This is a genomic window from Flavobacterium sp. CF108, assembly GCF_900129795.1.
Lineage (GTDB): Bacteria > Bacteroidota > Bacteroidia > Flavobacteriales > Flavobacteriaceae > Flavobacterium.
In genome coordinates, this window is record NZ_FQWW01000002.1 from 322,033 (window position 1) to 341,561 (window position 19,529).

Below are 19,529 nucleotides of genomic sequence, written 5' to 3' on the forward strand. Positions count from 1 at the left end.
TTTATGTTAAGCAGACAGCACAAACTTTTAGTAATGAAAATTGTTAGTTTGTTTTCTGTGGTACGCGGCTACAATATTCCTATTATTGTTCTAGCCCAATATTTATCAGCGATTTTTATTTTGGCTCCCGAAAAAAGAGCGTTGGATATCTTGCTGGATTTTTATTTATTTTTGATTGTATTTGCTTCGGCGATTACGATTGCTTCAGGTTATATTATCAATAATTTTTACGATAGTCAGAAAGATTTAATTAATCGTCCTAACAAATCTATGCTGGATCGATTGGTGAGTCAGAAAACAAAATTGACGGTTTATTTCAGTTTAAATTTCCTGGCGGTTTTAATGGCTTCGATTGTTTCCTGGCGCGCTTTTTTATTCTTTTCTGCTTATATTTTCCTGATTTGGTTTTACTCTCATAAAATAAAAAAATATCCAATTGTAGGGAATTTGACTGCCGCATTTATGGCTGTAATTCCGTTTTTTGCAATTTTACTGTATTTCTACAATTCCATTTCTTTTGAAGAAATTGAGAATCACAGAAGTCATTTTGCAGTAATTTCGGCACACGCCATGTTTTTGTTTTTATTGCTTTTGATTCGGGAAATGATAAAGGATTTGGAGAATTTGAAAGGGGATTTGGCCAATGATTATCATACTATTCCAATTACATATAACGAAAAAGTTTCAAAACAAATTATTACGGTTTTGACGTTTTTAACGATAATTCCTGTTTATATTTTGGTGAATATTTATGATGTTGGTTATATGGATATTTACTTTTATGTGTGTTTTCTAGTTTTGCTTTTCTTTCTAATTTATTTATGGAGATCGAATTCTAAAGAGCAATTTTTGTTACTGCATAATGTATTGAAATTTTTGATTGTTTCGGGAGTTTTTTGCATTGTTTTGATTAATCCGAGTGTTTTGTGGCATGGTCGTCAATTGATTTCTAGATTTTAGATTGGGCCGCTGATTTTACGGGTTCAACGGGTTTTCGCTGGTTATTTTATTTCATGTATATTTTCTCTTTGTGAATCTCTGCGCTTGACTTTGAGAAGCTTTGTGAAATAACTAAATGTTTAAAAAAAGCCGATTGTTTAAATTTTAGCCCCGATTGAAGTGGAAATCCTTTTATGGCGGGGTTCGCCATAAAAGATTGTAACGAAAAGCGGGAAACCATGTTTAAAAAAAGCCAATTGTGATGCTTCAGATTATCTTAAAATTGAAAGCTATCAATCTAAGAACATTGAACTTAAGATTTATTAGCAGGAAAAAACTATCTTTGCACAAATTACAGAATTTATGAACAATAAGGAAGGCAATAATAAAAGAGGCGGATCGAGACCAAATAGCTCAAGATCAAACTCAAGCAAGCCAAAACCTCCTATGGCTAAGCGTGCGCAAGGGCCTAAAAAAGTGAAACCTGAAGTTAAGGCAGCGCAGGAAGCAGCAGCTGAAAAAATTAGAAAACAAAATCAGCCGGCAAAGAGACAAAAGGCTTCTGACGAAATTCGTTTGAACAAATATATCTCAAATTCTGGGGTTTGTTCTCGTCGTGATGCTGATATATATATTCAGTCTGGAAACGTGAAAGTAAATGGCGTTCCGGTTACTGAAATGGGTTATTTAGTTAAATTGAATGATGTTGTAAACTTTGACGGCGTTGTTTTAACTCCTGAAAAGAAAGAATATATCTTACTAAACAAGCCTAAAAACTTTACAACTGCACTTGACGAAGGTCAGGAATATCGTAACGTTCTGGAACTAGTACGCGGTTCTACCAATGCAAAAATTGCAGCAGTGGGAAGAATGGACAAAAATACAACTGGTTTGTTATTGTTTACTAACGATACTGATATGATTCGTAAGTTTACGTTACCGAATCAGAAATCGTCTAAAATTTATCAGGTTTCTTTAGATAAGAACTTGAAATTTGAGGATTTAGAAAAAATCAGCAAAGGCTTAGTTCTTGATGGACATCGTGTGTTTGTTGAAGAAGTCAGCTATATTGAAAAAGAAGCAAAAAGTGAAGTTGGCCTTAAACTAAAATCATCTAATGTAAAAGTGGTTCGTGCTATTTTTGAACACTTCAACTATGATGTTTTACGTATTGACCGCGTTGCTTTTGCTGGCTTAACTAAGAAGAACCTTCCTAGAGGAAACTGGCGCTTTTTGACAGATCAAGAAGTTATTAATTTGAAAAATTCGTAGAGACTAAACTTTCAAATTAAACATCAAATACATTTGAATCCTGTTTTACTTTGTAAAATGGGATTTTTTTTATTCAGAAACTAAAAAAGTTATGTCCGAAAAGTGTAAAGATTGATCTTCCGATGTTTTGATTTTTATCTTCAACAGTCTCGTAACATGAAAATCCTAAGATGATTTTGATTCCTGGCTGAATGCTGTTTAAGATGTCTCTTTTTTGTTCTTCTAACAGTAATTTTAAACTGTCAAGTAATTGGATATTATTTTTAAGATAAGAGACTACAAGTAGCGCAGAGAAGTTAAGTATTTCGCGGGCAGTTTCACTTTTGATGCCGACTTCGTTTGAAATCATTTCAGAAATTCTGCCTTTTTTATTGTTGAAGATTTCTTTTAAGAGTGCATTTCCTTCTAAACGATAACAGTCGTCGACTGATAAAATTCTGCCTGAAGTAAAATCGACTTCCTGGTAAAATCCGGAATTATCTTCAATTAAAGAAACCATTTCTTTGTAAAATCCTGATTCTTCAGCCTTATTGTAGAGACCCATTAAAACTGTACCAATCGAAACATCAATTCCCTTTATCAGGAGTGCATCATTTTCAAAATAAAATTTGTTTAGTTTTGAAACAACGTTAGAAGAAATAAAACGTCTAAGCTCAATTTGTAGGTTTGGGGTCATACTCATAACTTATTAAATAATAATTTATACTCATTCAAAATAATCGATAAAGTGGGGCTTTTTATCGTTTATCAGGATAAAAATATAAAATATTTTAACATATCCAAAAAATAAGTGGAGAATTTACACGTTAGATTGTTAGGTCTTTAACAGAAAAAACGCTGAATACCAGTAAATATAACCTTTTCGTAATCAAAGCAAACTGAAATATTTTCTTAAAAAATTTCAAATTTTTCTTAAAAAAAATAAAAAATAAGAAAAAAGCTAACTATTTGTTATATAATTAAAACAATATGTTTCGATATTCCCATGTTGTATGTAGAAAAATTCCGAAGTATATAATGCAGAATAAGAAATTTATAAAACTCGACGCGAGAAAACCAAGAAGAGATCCTGTTGCGGCTTTAATGGCACGTTTATGATTTGTTGAGTCGTAAATTAATTCACCAGCTAACGCCCCAACAAATGGCCCAATTATAACCCCAAAAGGTATTGGAGCAAGAATCCCAACAATTAACCCAATATTTGTTCCCCATACGCCGTAGGAACTTCCGCCAAATTTTTTGGTGCCTTTCGCCGGAATTATATAATCTAAAACTGTAATGATTATAGTGAGTACAAGTGTGATTCCTAAAAGCCAGTAATTATTTTCGACTGCTTTTGTTAAATATAACAGCAGTAAGCCTACCCAGCAGCTTGAAAGACCGGGTAAAACAGGTAAAAAACTGCCTAAAATACCCACAATCATACATACAAAACCTAACGTAAATAATAGTAAATCCATATATTTTTGTAATTTTGCCCTTACAAACTTTTATAAAAATTAAAAATGCGCCCTTATTTGCAATTTATTCTATTGTTGTCTTTGATTTTTTCAATCAATACAACATACGCGCAAACCAAAAAACTTTCCATCGACGATCAATTACTGCAAGACAGTATTTATAAAAGCAACAAGAAGAAGATCTTAAACTTTTCTATGAAAGAATTTGATACTCTTTTCTTTGAATTTTTTACCCGAAAAAATGATCCGGATGTTCTTTTAACCAAAACCGAATTTTACAATTATACGGTTCAAATTGCAGCCTTTTCTGACCGTCTCGCAAAATTATATCCTGACCAAAAGGAAGTTGCTGCGCAAAACAAAGAACATTGGCTTTCAGAAAGGTATGAAGATTATTTAGAATACAAAGGTTCTCAAAAAAAATAATCGTATTTTTATACTTCAGTTCAATTTATCCAATTCAACATCAAAGCCTTGAAGCAGTTTTTTTCTATTTTTATTATTTTACTATTTTTCAGTTCTTGTCAATATTTTGAGAAGAAGGTTCCTTCTGAAAAAGAATTACTGCAAAAGGAATTAAAATCTATAAATTGGAAAGAGGTTGACGAATACCCAACAGTTGCTGAATGTGAAACAATCAACGATAAAAAGCTGCGTCAAAAGTGTTTTTTTGATGTGATGTCTCAGCTTATTCAGGAAAAACTAAAGGTTGATAGTTTATCGATTCTATATCCTGATCTTGATACTATACAAGTAAAAGTGACTGTTTTTCCTAACTCAAAAATGAAATTCGAGCCTGAATTTCAAAAAGATTCTGTTGCTTACGACACTATTAGAATTGACAGTATCCTGCATGCGCGTTTAGTTGATTTCCCTAAAGTAAATCCGGCTATAAAACGCGGTCTTCCGGTAAAAACACAGTTTACTCTGCCTGTAATTATTAAGGCAAAAGAATAGCTTTTTTTTTCACCATATAAGTGATTTAAGTTCATTTAAAACTTGGTGTAGAATTTTACTTAAAAAACAAAAACATACTTGTATTTGTTTTTAACTTTAATCTCTTATATAACTTATATGGTTTAACCTATTTTACAAAGCGTCGGTCTTTCCATTCGTAAGAACCAAATAAACTGTATAAAGCTACAATTGAGCTAAAAAAAGGATAAAGCAAACTACTTATTAAAAGGCTTTTGATTCTGGTTTTGGTCAAAAATTTATTGGTTTTATAGAGCAGAATAAAGTCGGTTGTGAACTTTAAAAAAGCAAATAACACAAAGAACGGATAAGGAAAAACCCCGAAAAGGAGTAAAAGAAAACCTATTACAAAACTCAAATTTTCGAAGAAAACAATTATTCCTAAAAACTTTCCAAATGTGCTTTTGTATGAACTTGTTTTTGCCGCCCAGCGAACTCTTTGGTAGAATAAAGATTTCCAAGTTTCGGTTGGTTTTGTTATTACAATTGCTTCTTCAGATTTTAAATAATGAACTTCATTTGGGAATTTTTCAATGGCTTTTTGCAGTAAAAAAACATCATCCCCGCTGGCAATCTTATCATTTCCATCAAAACCATTTAAGTTTTCAAACAATGTTTTTGTGTAGGCAAAATTTGCTCCGTTGCACATAAAACCTTTTCCTAAACCAAAACTGCCAATTGTTGCGCCTTGTAAACTGGTTAAATCTAATTGTTGAAAATGATGCAGAAATGAATTTTCACATTCATACGAAACAGCACCAGCAAGCATTAAAACTTTATTTTCCTGAATATAATTATCAAAAGTCAAAAGCCAGTTTTCCGGAACAATACAATCGGCATCTGTTGTAATTACCCAATTGGTTTTTACGTGCTGCATCGCTGTTGTAATGGCATCTTTTTTTGGAGAATTTGATACCCGAATATTGTCAATTACTGAAACCTGAAACCTGAAACCTGAAACTTGAAATTTCTCTTTAGAACTATCATCAACTAAAATTACTTCAAATAAATCTGTTGGATAATTTAAGTTTGAGAAGCTATTTAAGAGAATAGGAAGATTCTCGGCTTCGTTTCGAAACGGAACTATAATTGTAAAACTCGTCTTTGGACTTAAACCTTTATTTTGATAGTTTTTCACTTTAAAAAAACCTTGAATAAGCGAACCGATACTTATTATATAAATGGTCAATATTTCGAATAACCCGAAAATCATTCTGCGCTTTTAGTTTTAAAATTCAGCACAAAATAACTTCCTAAAACTACTGGCAAAACAACGTTTAAAAACCACATTAATGTGCTTATAAAAACTACTATCCATTCGTTTACGCCCAGAATTCCGAAGAAATAAATGGCCACGCTTCCTTTTACTGCAAAGTCTAAAAACTGAAATGTTGGCAAAGATGAAGCTAAAAAATATACCGATGTAACTGCTGCCATTAAAGTTAAATAAGGCAAATCGACATCAAAAGCTAAAAACAAAAAATAATATTGATGCGAGAAAACTAAATATCGTAAAACCCCTAAAAGAATATTTTTTTGATGAATAGGTTTCGGAATTTCATTGATTTTATGAATCAATTTTTCAATTGAATAACCTTTGATCTTGATTTTTTTCAGAGAAAACAAAACAATCAAAATCACAATAAATCCTCCAAACAAAATGGCAACCGTTTTTGATGTAATAACATTGTATTGTGCATTGAAATACATCAATCCAAATATTCCGAAAATAACGGTCAAAATCATCTGGATTCCGTTGCAGATTAAGTTCAGAAAAACTACTTTTTTTGCTTCACTTTTTGGATAATACAATGCTTTTCCGGCGTACTCTCCTACTCCGTTTGGTGTAAAAATTCCGGCGGTTAACGCAGCTAAAACCTGCTTTGTGGCTTCATAACCTGAAATTTCATGAATTACTTTGGCAAGATTCTGCCATTTTAAAATCTCAAAATAACGATTCAAAACACTCAAAAGCAATATGAATGAAATACCTAAAACGGATTGATTTTTTTTAAACAAAGTAATAAACTTCTGCCAGTCGAGTTTATCGTTATTTGCGAGCTGATCGTAAATAAAATAAAATGCGCCGCCTACAATCAAAAGTTTGACTAGAAGAACAAGGAATTGCTTAGCTTTGTGAGGAATTGAAATCATGCCGCAAAAGTAAGCAAAAGTATTGCGAAAATGCTATTTCACAAAGATTCACGAAGAAATCACAAAGAAACACGGAGACAACAAAATCTTTGTGAATCTCTGTGATAACTTGGCGAGACTTTGTGTAACCCAACAAAGAATGACAAAAGAACGCATCATATTAGGTATTGACCCCGGAACCACAATTATGGGTTTTGGATTGATCAGGGTCATCAACAAAAAAATGGAATTTTTGCAGTTAAACGAATTGCAATTATCCAAATACGATAATCATTACCAAAAACTGAAAATCATTTTTGAAAGAACCATCGAATTAATTGAAACGCATCATCCCGATGAAATTGCGATTGAAGCGCCTTTCTTTGGGAAAAACGTACAATCGATGTTGAAGTTGGGCCGCGCACAAGGCGTTGCAATGGCCGCAGGACTTTCAAGAGATATTCCAATTACGGAATACGAACCAAAAAAAATAAAAATGGCAATTACCGGCAACGGAAATGCGAGTAAAGAGCAGGTTGCAAAAATGCTGCAGCAACTTTTAGGCTTAAAAGAATTACCCAAAAACCTCGATTCAACAGATGGTTTGGCGGCTGCGGTTTGTCATTTCTTTAATTCAGGAAAAATTGTGGCTGGAAAAAGTTATACTGGCTGGGATGCTTTTGTAAAGCAAAATGAGGATAAGATTAGAAAATAGTGATCAGTAGTCAGTTTTTTAGTGGTCAGATTTGGTATTCAGTGTACAGGTTTTTAGTATTCAGTTATTAAGTATAAAGAATGTTTTACGTAATTTTCTTACATAAATTTCGTTTTGAGTAAAAAACATAATGAGATTTCAAGATTTAATAGCTTACAAAAAGTCTTTTTCTTTAGCAATGAAGATATTTAATATTACAAAGCAATTTCCAAAAGAGGAAACTTATTCATTAACAGATCAAATTAGACGTTCATCTAGAAGTGTTCCAGTTACTATTGCCGAAGCTTACAGAAAACGCATTTACCCAAAACATTTTTACAGTAAATTAACTGACTCTGATGGCGAAAATTCTGAAACACAAGTTTGGCTTGAATTTGCTCTAGCTTGTAAATATATTTCAAACGAATCCTATAATGAACTTTTATCCGAAAGTATTGAAATAGGTAAATTATTAAATTATATGCTTTTAAACCCAGAAAAGTTTGGAGTCAGAAAAGAGTGATCAGTATTTGAAAACTAATTACTAGCCCTGAACACTGAATACTAAAATCTGTACACTAAAAACCTGAACACTGAACACTAAAAAATGAGCGGTATCTACATCCATATTCCATTTTGCAAGCAGGCTTGCCATTATTGCGACTTTCATTTTTCGACTTCGATGAAAAAGAAAGACGAAATGGTTTTGGCTTTAGCCAAAGAAATTGCTATGCGCAAAAATGAAAGTGACAACGAAATAGAAACCATTTATTTTGGAGGCGGAACACCTTCTGTATTATCAAATGACGAAATCAACTTTTTAATTTCAGAGGTTTATAAAAATTATACCGTTTCAGAAAATCCGGAAATTACATTGGAAGCAAATCCTGATGATCTATCTGCCGAACGAATTTTAGAATTATCTAAAAGTCCAATAAATAGATTAAGTATTGGAATTCAGTCTTTTTATGAAGAAGATTTGAAGATGATGAATCGCGCTCATAATTCGGCGGAAGCCAAAAAATGCTTGGAAGAAGCGACAAAGTATTTTGATAATATTTCGCTTGACTTGATTTACGGAATTCCGGGAATGAGCGATGAAATGTGGAAACAAAATATCGAAACGGCTTTGAGTTTTGGTATTCCGCATATTTCTAGTTATGCTTTAACGGTTGAACCAAAAACGGCTTTGAGCAAATTAATTCAAACCGGAAAAATTGCTGAACCTCAAGACGAAGCGGCTTCGAATCATTTTATGATTTTGGTTGAAACGCTTCAAAAAAATGGTTTTATTCATTACGAATTATCCAATTTTGGGAAAGAAAATTATTTCTCCAAAAACAATTCGGCTTATTGGCTGGGAAAAAAATATATCGGAATCGGACCTTCAGCTCATAGTTATGATGGTGAAAAAAGAGGATGGAATATTGCTAATAATTCATTGTATTTAAAATCAATTCAAAACGATGAACTCCCAATTGAAACGGAAATTTTGACTGTTTCAGATCGTTATAATGAATATATTATGACAGGATTACGAACGATTTGGGGCGTTTCTTTAGAAAGAATTGAAAATGAATTTGGTTTGGAATATTTGAATTATCTGAAAAAACAATCTCAAAAATTCTTAAACGACGATTTGCTTTCAATCGAAAATAACATTCTAAAACCAACTCCAAAAGGAAAATTTTTAACAGATGGAATTGCAAGTGATCTGTTTTATTTAAATTTGGAAGAATAAAATTAGCCTCGAAGGCACAAAGACGCAAATTAATTAAACTTTGTGACTTAGCGTCTTTGCGGCATAAAACTCAAATTTGTGCTAGCTAAAATCAACAACTTCGAAATCGACTTATCAAAACCTATTGATATCTCTATTCCATTAACTAATACAGACGAAAACCCAATTGCCTGGTACATCGAAAAACCAGTTATTGAACCAGTAGTTTTTGGCGATTGGATTGGTAAAGTTTCTGAAGGAAAATCATCAACAAATTTCAATAATATATTCTTTAATCCGCATGGGCATGGAACGCACACTGAGTGTTTGGGACATATTACAAATGATTTTTATAGTATTAATCAATCCCTTAAACAGTTTTTCTTTTTTGCTAAATTGATTACGGTTGAGCCAGAGAAAATTGGAGATGATTATATTATTACGAAAGAAAGCATTTCGACTTCGCTCAATGTGACACCTCAAAGCGCTTCGACTTCGCTCAGCGTGACAAACGAGGCTTTAATTATCAGAACGCTTCCAAATCAAAAAGATAAAAAATCAAGAAAATATTCGAACACAAATCCGCCTTATTTGTCTGAAGAAGCTGCGGTTTTCATCCGCGAAAGCGAAATTCAGCATTTACTAATCGATTTACCAAGTGTTGATAAAGAACATGACGAAGGTAAATTATTAGCACATAAAGCGTTTTGGAATGTAAAAGACACGCACAATCTAAATGCTGATGCACGATTAAATGCAACAATTACCGAAATGATTTATGTTCCAGATGAAATTGAAGATGGAGATTATATACTAAATCTTCAAATCGCTTCGTTTGATAATGACGCAAGCCCGAGCAAACCAATACTATATAAAATTTAAAGGTTGCCACGAATTTCACAAATTTTCACGAATTAATCCTGCTTTTTTTGCCACAGATTAAAGGATTAAAAATGATTAAATCTGTGTAAATCTTTTTAATCTGTGGCAAAATAAAAAAAGAAATTAGTGAAAATTCGTGAAATTCGTGGCAAAAAAAATCTAAAATCTGAACTCTAAAATCTAAAATTAAAATGATTAGTGTCTCAACAGATAAAACCAAACTTGACGTTCCGTTTATACAAAACTTTTTAAAAGATATTTATTGGGCGGCGGGACGAACTATTGAAGAAGTACAGACTACAATTGATGCTTCGATTTGCTTTGGAATCTATTTAAATGACAAACAAATTGGCTTTGCACGAGTGATTACAGATTATGTTGTTTTTGCTTATTTAATGGATGTTTTTATAACGGAAGAACATCGCGGAAAAGGATATTCGTCGATTTTAATTGAAACGATGATGAATGAACGGCAGCTTAAAGATATCAAAATTTGGCGATTGGCGACAAGCGACGCTCACTTTTTATACGAGAAATTCGGGTTTACAAAACTGAATCATCCTGAAAAAATGATGGAAAAAATAGTATGATGAACACAATTATTAAACTCGAAGAAACGGCTTTATTTATTCTCGGAATATTTCTTTTTAACCGTTTACATTACGACTGGTGGTGGTTTTTGGTTTTAATACTAGCTCCAGATTTGTCTATGATTGGATATGCTTTTGGCAACAAAACGGGTGCATTTCTCTATAACCTTTTTCACCATAAAGGAATTGCACTTTTAATTTATGCTTTAGGATATTATTTAAGTATTGAAAGCATTCAGTTAGCCGGAATTATTTTATTTTCACATTCGGCAATGGATCGTATTTTTGGTTACGGATTAAAATATGAAAAGGGTTTTAAATACACACATTTAGGTGAAATTGGTAAATAATAAATGATATGAATTTAGAAACGTTTTACGAATATTGTCTTTCAAAAAAAGGTGTGAGCGAACATTTCCCTTTTGATGAAGATACTTTGGTATTTAAAGTGGGCGGTAAAATGTTTGCTTTATCTTCCTTATCACAATGGGAAAAAAATGAGGCTTCGGTCAATTTAAAATGTGATCCAGACCACGCGCAGGAACTCAGAGCCGAATATGACGAGATAAAACCGGGATTTCATATGAGTAAAGTGCATTGGAATACGGTTGCATTAAACGGAAATCTTCCGGATAAATTTGTCAAAGAATTGATAGATCATTCGTATGAATTGGTTTTCAAAAGTTTGACAAAGAAAATTCAGAATGAAATTATTGACCCGAGGTAATTTTTTTACCGAACAGGCGGAGCAATTAGAAAATTAGGCATTACATTTGCACGGTAAGAAAAAAAACTTAGCAACTTAGTTACAACTTATACAACCATGAAAGAACAATTTAAAAAATTCCTAAACGAAGAACAAGATCCAAAAGCGATTGAAAAAATCACTTCAAAACTCAACGATTTATTGATGAAAGGTGAAGAAGTTGGATACATCGCAGTGCAAAAAAAGCCTGCAATTACTGTTTTTCCTGATAGTATTGTATTAACAAACAAACGTATCATTATCTGTAAACCTAAAAATTTAGGTCTTTCAATGGATTTTACAGATTATACTTGGGATGATATTGCAAGTACTTTTGTAAAAGAAAATATCTTAGGTTCTGAATTTTCATTTGGCACAAAAACAGATTTAGCTGTTTCTATTGATTATATTCCGAAAATTCAGGCTAGAAAAATTTATACTTACGCTAAAGAACAATTGGATTTATTGAAAAACCCAGTTTCTGCAGGAACGCCTGTTCAGGAAGTTGCTGAACCTGTTTTTGAAGAGGAAACAGAAGAAGTTGAAGAAGTTGAAACAGAAGAAGTAACAAACTTTGCTGAAATTTTACCAGCAGCGCCAATATATACTGAAACTTTTGAACCAATTCAGCCAGCGCAGCCTGCAACCGGAGATCGTAAATTAAGCGAATTATCTAAAGAAGAACTTTTTGACAAATTACAGAGTTACAAAAAACTTCTTGACAATGGTTTAATCATGCAGGGAGAATATGATGCTTATAAAAAAGAGATTTTAAGCTATATGTAGAATTAGTCTTAAAGTTGGAAAGTCGAAAGTCATAAAGTCTTTTCCTCCTAAATAATAAAAAGCCAGAAATAGAAAAATTCTATTTCTGGCTTTATCTTTTTAAGTCTGTACTTTGACTTTCGACTTTGGACTTTCCAACTTTCGACTTATAAAGTAGCTTTCTGTTTATCTAAAAAGTTATGCGATTGTAGTTCTAATAACTCCTTTGCATTTTTTCGCTGCAAATCATAAAGAGCCTTATCTTCGGCGATATCAGCGTATACTCTATCATGCATTTCTGCACTGGTTTTCATTAATAATTCACGTTGGTATTTATTCTGCTCCAAAGTAGCTTTCATCGCTGTTTCGGCTTCTTCTTGTTTAAAATCGAATTCCCCTTTTGGTGCTAATAATTTGGCTATAATTGGAGACGTTTCGATTGCCAGAAACAACAGCATTATAAAAAATGACGGAAGCCACGGTAATTTATTTAACGCATTTATACGCGCCATTAATCCGTCGAAACCTTCAATAATAGGCTGTGTCTGCGAAACTTTTTTATCTAAATCGGCTTGAAGTTGTTTGCCTGCTTTTTCTTTCTCGGCAATTTTAGCTTCGTTTGTCTTTTTCAGCGTTTCAAATTCTTTTAAGGACGCATCGTGCTTTTCACGTTTTTCTTTATAAACTGGGCCTTTTCCTAATTTCTTAGTTCCGGCAGTTCCTTCAGCTTCTGTAATATAAGTAGAATAAAGAGCGTTTACTTCTTTTTCTTTCTTTACAATATCTGCTTTTAAAGCTGCAATTTCAGCCTTATTTTTATCTAAATCTGTTTTGAAATACGTGCCAATTTGCTTTTTATTGGCCAATTCCATTTCGTTTTTCTCTTTCAATAAAACGGTATTGATTTCTTTTTCGAAGATTTTAATTTCCAAAGGTTTCGAAATTACAATTGCAATAATAATCGCTAAAAGAATACGCGGAGTCGCTTGCAGGAATTCATCCATAAAACGGTCTCTCTTTTTAATTGTAGAAACGATAAATCGGTCTAAATTAAAAATCAATAAACTCCATACAAACCCAAAAATTAAAGCCGGATAAATAGAGTCAAAAACGGTGAAAAGTGCATAAGCACTGGCTAAAAATGCCATTACAGCGGTAAAGAATACGGTGGCACCAATACCAACATATTTGGTTTGTTCGCCTTCTGAACATCCTTCTAATAAATCTCGGTCGGCACCGGAACAAAGGATAAAAAATTGTTTTAACATGATTGATGATTTTTGATTGTGATTGATAGGGCAAATTTAACGCCAAATTTTTAATTACGTTCAAAATATCAATTTGTTTTTAACTGCAAATCAATTATTTGAGACTTGAATGTTAGATAAACATTAATAAGAATAAGGAATAACTGACTAATCATAACACTATGTTAATTTTTTTAAAGGGTTTTAGTAATACAAAGAGTATAGTTTCGCAATGAATCAAACTAAACACACAATGAAAAAAATCAATTTATTATTAATGTTCTTATTTTTAGCCGTTTCGGGTTATGCGCAAAAAGCGATAATTTCCGGAAAAGTGCTGGATGCAGACGACAAACTTCCGCTGCCGGGAGCGATGGTCCAGATTGTTGGAGAAAACAAATACACGATTTCTGACTACAACGGCCGTTTTGAATTATTGAATATTAATGTTGGAACTTATAAAGTTGAAGTAAAATATATTGGATATACTTCTATAACTCATGAAATTACTGTTGAACAAGGTAAAAACAATGTTTTAGATTTTGCTCTTAAAACTTCTGGAACGGAGTTGAGTGAAGTTGTTGTTGGAGATATCTTAAAAGGTCAGGCAAAAGCACTGAATCAGCAAAAAAACAATAAAAACATCGGAAACGTAATTTCATCTGATCAAATGGGACGTTTTCCAGATGCTAACGTTGGAGACGCTTTAAAACGTGTTCCGGGTATTACAATGCAAAATGATCAGGGTGAGGCTCGTAATATTATTATTAGAGGTTTGGCTCCGTCTTTAAACTCGGTTACTTTAAATGGTGACAGAATTCCTTCTGCAGAAGGAGATAACAGAAACGTACAAATGGACTTAATTCCATCGGATATGATTTCGACTATTGAAGTAAATAAAACGTTGACTTCAGATATGGATGCTGATGCTATTGGAGGTTCTGTAAACTTAATTACAAGAGCAACTCCAAATGGAGAAAGAATTTCTGCAACTCTTGCGGGAGGTTATTTACCAATACGTGAACACGCAAGTTATACAGCAGGTTTTGTATACGGAAATCGTTTTTTCGATAATAAATTAGGTGCTGTTTTTAGCGGTTCTTATAACAATGTTGATTATGGATCTGATAACGTAGAAAACGAATGGGTAAAAGATGATTTTGGAAATGAATATCTACAAGCTTCAGAAATCAGAAAATATAATGTACAGCGTATTCGCCGCAGCGGATCTGTTGCTTTAGATTATAAATTTGACGAAAACAACACCATTTTTGCCAATGCAATTTACAACTGGAGAGACGATAGAGAAAACCGTTTTAGAACGACTTACGATGATATCGAACCAATTTATAATGGTGAACAAATTACAGGTTTTGAAGGTCGTGTAAAACGTGAAACTAAAGGCGGTATTGACAACAACCGTAACAAAAGCAGAAGATTAGAAGATCAAAGAGTTCAGAATTATTCTATTCGCGGAGAGCATTTAATCAACTCAAAATTAGATTTAGACTGGTCTGCAAACTATGCAAAAGCCAGAGAATACCGTCCGGGAGAGCGTTATATCGAATATCGTCAGACAGGTTTAGAAATGACTGAAAATTTTTCTGATTTAAAATTCCCATTGGTTACAACAACTGGTGAAGCTTTGGATCAATTTGAATTTGATTCGGTTTCTGAAAATACAGACGAAACAAGTGAGAGCGAATTTGGCGCAAAAGTTAATATCCGTTTTCCTTTTACTATTATTCCTGCTCAAAAAGGAAGATTGAGAACGGGTCTTAGACTTCGTTTGAAAGAAAAAGAAAGAAACAATACTTTCTTTACTTATGAGCCAATTAATGACGGAATGGATTTGTTATCTGAAATTTCGACAACTACTTTTGATGGGAAAAATTTCAATCCGGGAACTAAATATATACCGGGAACTTTTGCTTCGGCAAATTTCTTAGGAAATCTTGATTTAAATAATCCAGCTTTATTTGATAAAGAATCAGATCCTTCAGAATTTTTAGCGGTAAACTATAATGCAAAAGAAAGTATTTATGCAGCGTATGTAAGATGGGATCAGGATTTTAACGATAAACTTTCGATGGTTTTAGGTTTCCGTTTAGAGAATACTCATATTGATTATACAGGAAACAGAGTTTTAGATGAAGAAGAATTAGAGAGTAAAATCAACACGACAAACTCGTATACTAATTTAATGCCAAGCATTTCATTTCAATATAATGCTACAAAAGATTTAGTTTTAAGAGCTGCAGCAACTACCGCTTTAGCAAGACCAAATTATTATGCATTAGCACCTTATGTAAATAATATCGCTTCTGATAAAGAAATTACAGCCGGAAATCCGGATCTTGATGCAACATACTCATACAATTATGATTTCATGGCCGAGAATTATTTCAAATCTGTTGGTTTGATTTCCGGAGGTGTTTTCTACAAAAGATTAAATGATTTCATTTACAATTACAGTGATAATGAATACGACAGTGTAAAATTTGCAAATGATTTTCCTAATCAGACAAACCCAATTCCGGTTGGAGAAAACTGGTCATTTTTACAATCACGAAATGGTGATACAGTTGATGTTTACGGATTTGAAGTTGCTTTTCAACGTCAGTTAGATTTCCTTCCGGGCAAATTCTTAAAAGGTTTTGCTGTTTATTTAAACTATACTTATACAAAATCTAAAGCAAAAGGAATTGCCGATGAGGATGGAAACGAAAGAAAGGATATCAGCCTTCCGGGAACTACTCCTCATATGTTTAATGGATCATTATCTTGGGAAAACAAACGTTTCTCTGCAAGAATCTCAACCAACTTTACATCTGATTATTTAGATGAATTAGGTTCAGAATCGTATAAAGACAGTTATTATGACAAACAGTTTTTCTTAGATGCCAATGCTGCTTTCAAGATTACGCCAAAACTTCGTCTTTTTGCCGAAGCAAATAACTTAACGAATCAGCCATTGCGTTACTACCAAGGAATTGAAACGCATACGAAACAAGTAGAATATTACCAAGCCCGTTATAATTTCGGATTGAAATTAGACTTGTAATAATCCATTTATAAATTTCTTAAATTAGACAGGACTTTACCGTTCTGTCTAATTTCATTTAAAAATAAATACCTAATGAAAAACAAATCTATACTTGCTTTTTTATTTTTAAGCCTTTCATTTACAGCTTGTAAAGATGATAAATTAGCATCAATTCAACCAAATGCGGTAAAACCAACAGCCGTTACCGAAGCTTTGCCTCACGATACAGACGATCCTTCAATATGGATTAACCCAACCGATGCTACAAAAAGTATTATTGTGGGAACGGATAAAGATACAGACGGCGGTTTGTATGCTTTTGATTTAAATGGAAAAATCCTTAAAAAATCAATTGTTTTACAACGTCCAAATAATGTTGATATCGCTTACGGATTAATCATTGATGGAAAAAAAGTAGATATTGCGGTTACAACAGAACGCGAAACCAATAAAATTAGAATTTTCAGTTTACCTGATTTAGAACCAATTGATAATGGCGGAATTCCTGTTTTTGAAGGTGATGCCGAAAGAGATCCTATGGGAGTTTCTTTATACACACGCCCAAGTGATCAAAAGATTTTTGCTATTGTGGGAAGAAAAACGGGTCCAACAGGAAGTTATTTATGGCAGTATGAACTTTCTGGAAATGGAAAATTTGCTGCTGCAAAAGTGGTTCGTAAATTTGGAACTTACAGCGGTAAAAAAGAAATTGAAGCTATTGCTGTTGATAACGAATTAGGTTTTGTTTACTATTGCGATGAACAAGTCGGCATTAGAAAATACAAAGCTGATCCTGCTTTAAACGATAATAAAGAATTGGCTTTCTTTGGTCAAAAAGACTTTAAAGCAGATCATGAAGGAATTGCGATTTACAAAAAAACAGATTCTACAGGATATATTTTAGTTTCAAACCAACAGGCAAATTCTTTTATGGTTTATGCCAGAGAAGGCGCAAAAGGAAATCCAAACAAACATACTTTATTGGCAGAAGTTCCAACGTCAACAATTGAATGCGATGGTGCTGATGTTACAAGCGTAAACTTAGGTCCAAAATACAAAAATGGACTTTTCGTAGCCATGAGCAACGGAATGACGTTTCATTATTATGCGTGGGATTTGATCCAGAAACGTATTGATGAAGAGAAGAAATAGTTCTTTTTGTTTCAGGTTTCAAGTTTCAGGTTTTATCGAGACTCAAATTCGGTGTCACACTGAGCGAAGTCGAAGTGCTTTGCGGGGGCTTCGACTTCGCTCAGCCTGACAATCGTTTCGCTCAACCACAAACCTGAAACCTGAAACTTAAAACTAGAAACAAAAAAAAGCTGTTCATAACTGAACAGCTTTTTTAATTTGAATTAAATAATTCCTTTTATTCTGTAATCGGTGCGCCTGCTAAGATTTCAGCATTTGCAAATTCTTCAAATTTGGCAAAATTAGCTTTGAATTTCTGAGCTAATTCTAACGCTTTTTTATCGTATAAATCTTTGTCTTCCCATGTATTTCTAGGATTTAAAATTTCCTCTGGGACGTTAGGACAAGATTGTGGTTTTGCAATTCCAAATACTGCGTGATTTTTGTATTCTACATTATCTAGTTCACCGTTTAATGCAGCCGTAATCATAGCGCGAGTATATTTTAGTTTCATACGGCTTCCTGTTCCGTATGCACCGCCAGTCCAACCTGTGTTGATTAACCAAACTTTTACATCAGCATCTTTCATTTTTTTGCTTAACATTTCAGCATATTTTGTTGGATGTAAAGGCATGAAAGGCGCTCCAAAACAAGCAGAGAAATTAGGCTGTGGTTCTGTAACTCCAGCTTCTGTTCCCGCCACTTTTGCTGTATAACCCGAAATAAAATGGTAAGCAGCCTGCCCAGGAGTTAATCTTGAAATTGGAGGCAGAATTCCGAAAGAATCTGCTGTAAGGAAAAATATGTTTTTTGGGTTATGACCAATAGAACCCGGCTGAATATTGTCAATATGTGTTATTGGGTAACTTACACGAGTGTTTTGAGTGATTGAAACATCATCATAATCCACTTCTTTAGTTCCCGCTTTGAAAACCACATTTTCTAAAAGCGCACCTTTTTTGATTGCTCTGTAAATGTCTGGTTCATTTTCTTCTGTTAAGTTGATTACTTTAGCGTAACATCCGCCTTCGAAGTTGAAAACAGTATTTTCACCAGTCCATCCGTGTTCATCGTCTCCAATTAATTTACGTTCCGGATCTGCAGATAAAGTTGTTTTTCCAGTTCCGGATAATCCGAAGAAAATAGCTGTATCTCCGTTTTTACCAACATTGGCACTGCAATGCATTGGTAATGTATTTTCAAAAACCGGTAAAATGAAGTTTAAAGCAGAGAAAATTCCTTTTTTCATTTCTCCTGTATAACCCGTTCCGCCAATTAAAGCTACTTTTTTAGTAAAATCAAGAATAGCGAAGTTTGACTGACGTGTTCCGTCTACAGCAGGATCTGCCATAAAACTTGGAGCACAAACTACAGTCCATTCTGGAGTAAAGTTTGCCAATTCAGACTCTTCTGGTCTTAAGAACATATTGTAGCAAAACAAATTTGACCAGGCTGTTTCGGTTACAACACGAACGTTTAGTCTATAATTTGGATCTGAACACACGTAAGCATCACGAACAAAAACCTCTTTGTCTGATAAAAACTTGGTTACCTTATTATATAATTTCTCAAAAGCTTCTGGTGAAAAAGGAATATTTACATTTCCCCACCATACTTTATCTTCTGTAATGCTGTCTTTTACAATAAAACGATCTTGTGGAGAACGTCCTGTAAATTCACCTGTATTAATTGCCAAAGCACCTGTAGAGGCCTCAACACCTTGTCCTGACTGAACAGTTATGGCATGCAGTTCATCTGCTGATAACTGGTAACGAACCGTTGCATTTTCTATTCCTAATTCTTTTAACGAAATCGATTGCGCGAAAAGTGTGTTATTGTCCATAAATTTAATGTTGTGTTGTATGTTATTTTTTGGTGCAACAAAATATAATTTTACTTATTCTTAAACGTAAAGCTCAAGTTTGCAAAT

20 protein-coding genes are annotated in these 19,529 nt (G+C 33.3%); 14 read left to right on the top strand and 6 right to left on the bottom strand.

The window, feature by feature from the left end:
* The first annotated feature begins 3 nt into the window (after window positions 1-3).
* Together BUE10_RS06670 and BUE10_RS06675 are read left to right on the top strand one after the other, a co-directional pair.
* Window positions 4-960 carry a geranylgeranylglycerol-phosphate geranylgeranyltransferase gene (locus tag BUE10_RS06670; RefSeq protein WP_073483522.1) on the top strand — a complete coding sequence of 319 codons (957 nt, stop codon included), beginning with the start codon at window positions 4-6 and terminating at the stop codon, window positions 958-960.
* Window positions 961-1,302: 342 nt separating this feature from the next.
* Window positions 1,303-2,211 (top strand): pseudouridine synthase, encoded by a 909-nt coding sequence (locus BUE10_RS06675; RefSeq protein ID WP_056207529.1) that lies wholly within the window; start codon window positions 1,303-1,305, stop codon window positions 2,209-2,211.
* Between the two features lie 73 nt (window positions 2,212-2,284).
* On the opposite strand, the gene BUE10_RS06680 is transcribed toward BUE10_RS06675, so the two are convergent.
* A complete protein-coding gene (locus tag BUE10_RS06680) occupies window positions 2,285-2,887 on the bottom strand; it encodes a DUF937 domain-containing protein (RefSeq protein WP_073483524.1) in 603 nt (200 codons plus the stop codon).
* 283 nt (window positions 2,888-3,170) lie between these two features.
* Window positions 3,171-3,671 carry a DUF456 domain-containing protein gene (locus BUE10_RS06685; RefSeq protein WP_073483525.1) on the bottom strand — a complete coding sequence of 167 codons (501 nt, stop codon included), beginning with the start codon at window positions 3,669-3,671 and terminating at the stop codon, window positions 3,171-3,173.
* 45 nt (window positions 3,672-3,716) lie between these two features.
* On the opposite strand from BUE10_RS06685, the gene BUE10_RS06690 reads away from it, so the two are divergent.
* Window positions 3,717-4,097, top strand: coding sequence for a hypothetical protein (locus BUE10_RS06690; protein ID WP_073483527.1), 381 nt, complete (start codon window positions 3,717-3,719; stop codon window positions 4,095-4,097).
* 48 nt (window positions 4,098-4,145) lie between these two features.
* Complete coding sequence (locus BUE10_RS06695) at window positions 4,146-4,628, top strand: hypothetical protein (protein WP_073483529.1); 483 nt, start codon at window positions 4,146-4,148, stop codon at window positions 4,626-4,628.
* Between the two features lie 127 nt (window positions 4,629-4,755).
* Here BUE10_RS06695 and BUE10_RS06700 read toward each other — a convergent pair whose 3' ends face one another.
* Window positions 4,756-5,859, bottom strand: coding sequence for a glycosyltransferase family 2 protein (locus BUE10_RS06700; RefSeq protein WP_073483531.1), 1,104 nt, complete (start codon window positions 5,857-5,859; stop codon window positions 4,756-4,758).
* Window positions 5,856-6,800, bottom strand: coding sequence for a lysylphosphatidylglycerol synthase transmembrane domain-containing protein (locus BUE10_RS06705; RefSeq protein WP_073483534.1), 945 nt, complete (start codon window positions 6,798-6,800; stop codon window positions 5,856-5,858). The genes BUE10_RS06700 and BUE10_RS06705 overlap by 4 nt, the downstream gene beginning before the upstream one ends.
* Before the next feature lie 139 nt (window positions 6,801-6,939).
* On the opposite strand from BUE10_RS06705, the gene ruvC reads away from it, so the two are divergent.
* The 8 genes from ruvC (at window position 6,940) to BUE10_RS06750 (ending at window position 12,196) form a co-directional block, all read left to right on the top strand.
* Window positions 6,940-7,494: a crossover junction endodeoxyribonuclease RuvC gene (gene ruvC / locus BUE10_RS06710; protein ID WP_053469969.1), complete on the top strand. Its 555-nt coding sequence runs from the start codon at window positions 6,940-6,942 to the stop codon at window positions 7,492-7,494.
* Between the two features lie 130 nt (window positions 7,495-7,624).
* Window positions 7,625-7,996, top strand: coding sequence for a four helix bundle protein (locus BUE10_RS06715; protein ID WP_073483536.1), 372 nt, complete (start codon window positions 7,625-7,627; stop codon window positions 7,994-7,996).
* An 84-nt stretch (window positions 7,997-8,080) separates the two neighbouring features.
* On the top strand, window positions 8,081-9,214 hold the full coding sequence (gene hemW / locus BUE10_RS06720; protein WP_073483538.1) for a radical SAM family heme chaperone HemW: 1,134 nt from the start codon (window positions 8,081-8,083) through the stop codon (window positions 9,212-9,214).
* Window positions 9,215-9,292: 78 nt separating this feature from the next.
* Entirely contained in the window at window positions 9,293-10,075 is a 783-nt protein-coding gene (locus BUE10_RS06725) for a cyclase family protein (RefSeq protein WP_073483540.1), read from the top strand.
* A gap of 191 nt (window positions 10,076-10,266) precedes the next feature.
* On the top strand, window positions 10,267-10,665 hold the full coding sequence (locus BUE10_RS06735) for a GNAT family N-acetyltransferase (protein WP_073483544.1): 399 nt from the start codon (window positions 10,267-10,269) through the stop codon (window positions 10,663-10,665).
* Window positions 10,665-11,015 (top strand): DUF4260 domain-containing protein, encoded by a 351-nt coding sequence (locus BUE10_RS06740; protein ID WP_073483546.1) that lies wholly within the window; start codon window positions 10,665-10,667, stop codon window positions 11,013-11,015. Before BUE10_RS06735 ends, BUE10_RS06740 begins: the two co-directional genes overlap by 1 nt.
* A gap of 8 nt (window positions 11,016-11,023) precedes the next feature.
* Window positions 11,024-11,392, top strand: coding sequence for an MmcQ/YjbR family DNA-binding protein (locus tag BUE10_RS06745; RefSeq protein WP_073483548.1), 369 nt, complete (start codon window positions 11,024-11,026; stop codon window positions 11,390-11,392).
* A gap of 96 nt (window positions 11,393-11,488) precedes the next feature.
* Window positions 11,489-12,196 (top strand): PH domain-containing protein, encoded by a 708-nt coding sequence (locus tag BUE10_RS06750; RefSeq protein WP_073483550.1) that lies wholly within the window; start codon window positions 11,489-11,491, stop codon window positions 12,194-12,196.
* 146 nt (window positions 12,197-12,342) lie between these two features.
* On the opposite strand, the gene BUE10_RS06755 is transcribed toward BUE10_RS06750, so the two are convergent.
* A complete protein-coding gene (locus BUE10_RS06755; RefSeq protein WP_073483552.1) occupies window positions 12,343-13,443 on the bottom strand; it encodes a DUF4407 domain-containing protein in 1,101 nt (366 codons plus the stop codon).
* A 232-nt stretch (window positions 13,444-13,675) separates the two neighbouring features.
* Here BUE10_RS06755 and BUE10_RS06760 point away from each other — a divergent pair, with 232 nt between their 5' ends.
* Both BUE10_RS06760 and BUE10_RS06765 read left to right on the top strand, forming a co-directional pair.
* Window positions 13,676-16,486 (top strand): TonB-dependent receptor, encoded by a 2,811-nt coding sequence (locus BUE10_RS06760; protein WP_073483554.1) that lies wholly within the window; start codon window positions 13,676-13,678, stop codon window positions 16,484-16,486.
* A gap of 75 nt (window positions 16,487-16,561) precedes the next feature.
* On the top strand, window positions 16,562-17,620 hold the full coding sequence (locus BUE10_RS06765; protein ID WP_073483556.1) for a phytase: 1,059 nt from the start codon (window positions 16,562-16,564) through the stop codon (window positions 17,618-17,620).
* A gap of 217 nt (window positions 17,621-17,837) precedes the next feature.
* Here the strand turns inward: BUE10_RS06765 and pckA are convergent, their stop codons facing one another.
* On the bottom strand, window positions 17,838-19,442 hold the full coding sequence (pckA, locus tag BUE10_RS06770; RefSeq protein WP_073483558.1) for a phosphoenolpyruvate carboxykinase (ATP): 1,605 nt from the start codon (window positions 19,440-19,442) through the stop codon (window positions 17,838-17,840).
* Between the last annotated feature and the right edge of the window lie 87 nt (window positions 19,443-19,529).

Bases quoted from the DNA above. Each gene is read 5' to 3' on its own strand.
- BUE10_RS06670 (WP_073483522.1), top strand. From the start codon at position 4: ATGTTAAGCAGACAGCACAAACTTTTAGTAATGAAAATTGTTAGTTTG.
- BUE10_RS06675 (WP_056207529.1), top strand. From the start codon at position 1,303: ATGAACAATAAGGAAGGCAATAATAAAAGAGGCGGATCGAGACCAAAT.
- BUE10_RS06680 (WP_073483524.1), bottom strand. From the start codon at position 2,887: ATGACCCCAAACCTACAAATTGAGCTTAGACGTTTTATTTCTTCTAAC.
- BUE10_RS06685 (WP_073483525.1), bottom strand. From the start codon at position 3,671: ATGGATTTACTATTATTTACGTTAGGTTTTGTATGTATGATTGTGGGT.
- BUE10_RS06690 (WP_073483527.1), top strand. From the start codon at position 3,717: ATGCGCCCTTATTTGCAATTTATTCTATTGTTGTCTTTGATTTTTTCA.
- BUE10_RS06700 (WP_073483531.1), bottom strand. From the start codon at position 5,859: ATGATTTTCGGGTTATTCGAAATATTGACCATTTATATAATAAGTATC.
- BUE10_RS06705 (WP_073483534.1), bottom strand. From the start codon at position 6,800: ATGATTTCAATTCCTCACAAAGCTAAGCAATTCCTTGTTCTTCTAGTC.
- ruvC (WP_053469969.1), top strand. From the start codon at position 6,940: ATGACAAAAGAACGCATCATATTAGGTATTGACCCCGGAACCACAATT.
- BUE10_RS06715 (WP_073483536.1), top strand. From the start codon at position 7,625: ATGAGATTTCAAGATTTAATAGCTTACAAAAAGTCTTTTTCTTTAGCA.
- hemW (WP_073483538.1), top strand. From the start codon at position 8,081: ATGAGCGGTATCTACATCCATATTCCATTTTGCAAGCAGGCTTGCCAT.
- BUE10_RS06735 (WP_073483544.1), top strand. From the start codon at position 10,267: ATGATTAGTGTCTCAACAGATAAAACCAAACTTGACGTTCCGTTTATA.
- BUE10_RS06740 (WP_073483546.1), top strand. From the start codon at position 10,665: ATGAACACAATTATTAAACTCGAAGAAACGGCTTTATTTATTCTCGGA.
- BUE10_RS06745 (WP_073483548.1), top strand. From the start codon at position 11,024: ATGAATTTAGAAACGTTTTACGAATATTGTCTTTCAAAAAAAGGTGTG.
- BUE10_RS06750 (WP_073483550.1), top strand. From the start codon at position 11,489: ATGAAAGAACAATTTAAAAAATTCCTAAACGAAGAACAAGATCCAAAA.
- BUE10_RS06755 (WP_073483552.1), bottom strand. From the start codon at position 13,443: ATGTTAAAACAATTTTTTATCCTTTGTTCCGGTGCCGACCGAGATTTA.
- BUE10_RS06760 (WP_073483554.1), top strand. From the start codon at position 13,676: ATGAAAAAAATCAATTTATTATTAATGTTCTTATTTTTAGCCGTTTCG.
- BUE10_RS06765 (WP_073483556.1), top strand. From the start codon at position 16,562: ATGAAAAACAAATCTATACTTGCTTTTTTATTTTTAAGCCTTTCATTT.
- pckA (WP_073483558.1), bottom strand. From the start codon at position 19,442: ATGGACAATAACACACTTTTCGCGCAATCGATTTCGTTAAAAGAATTA.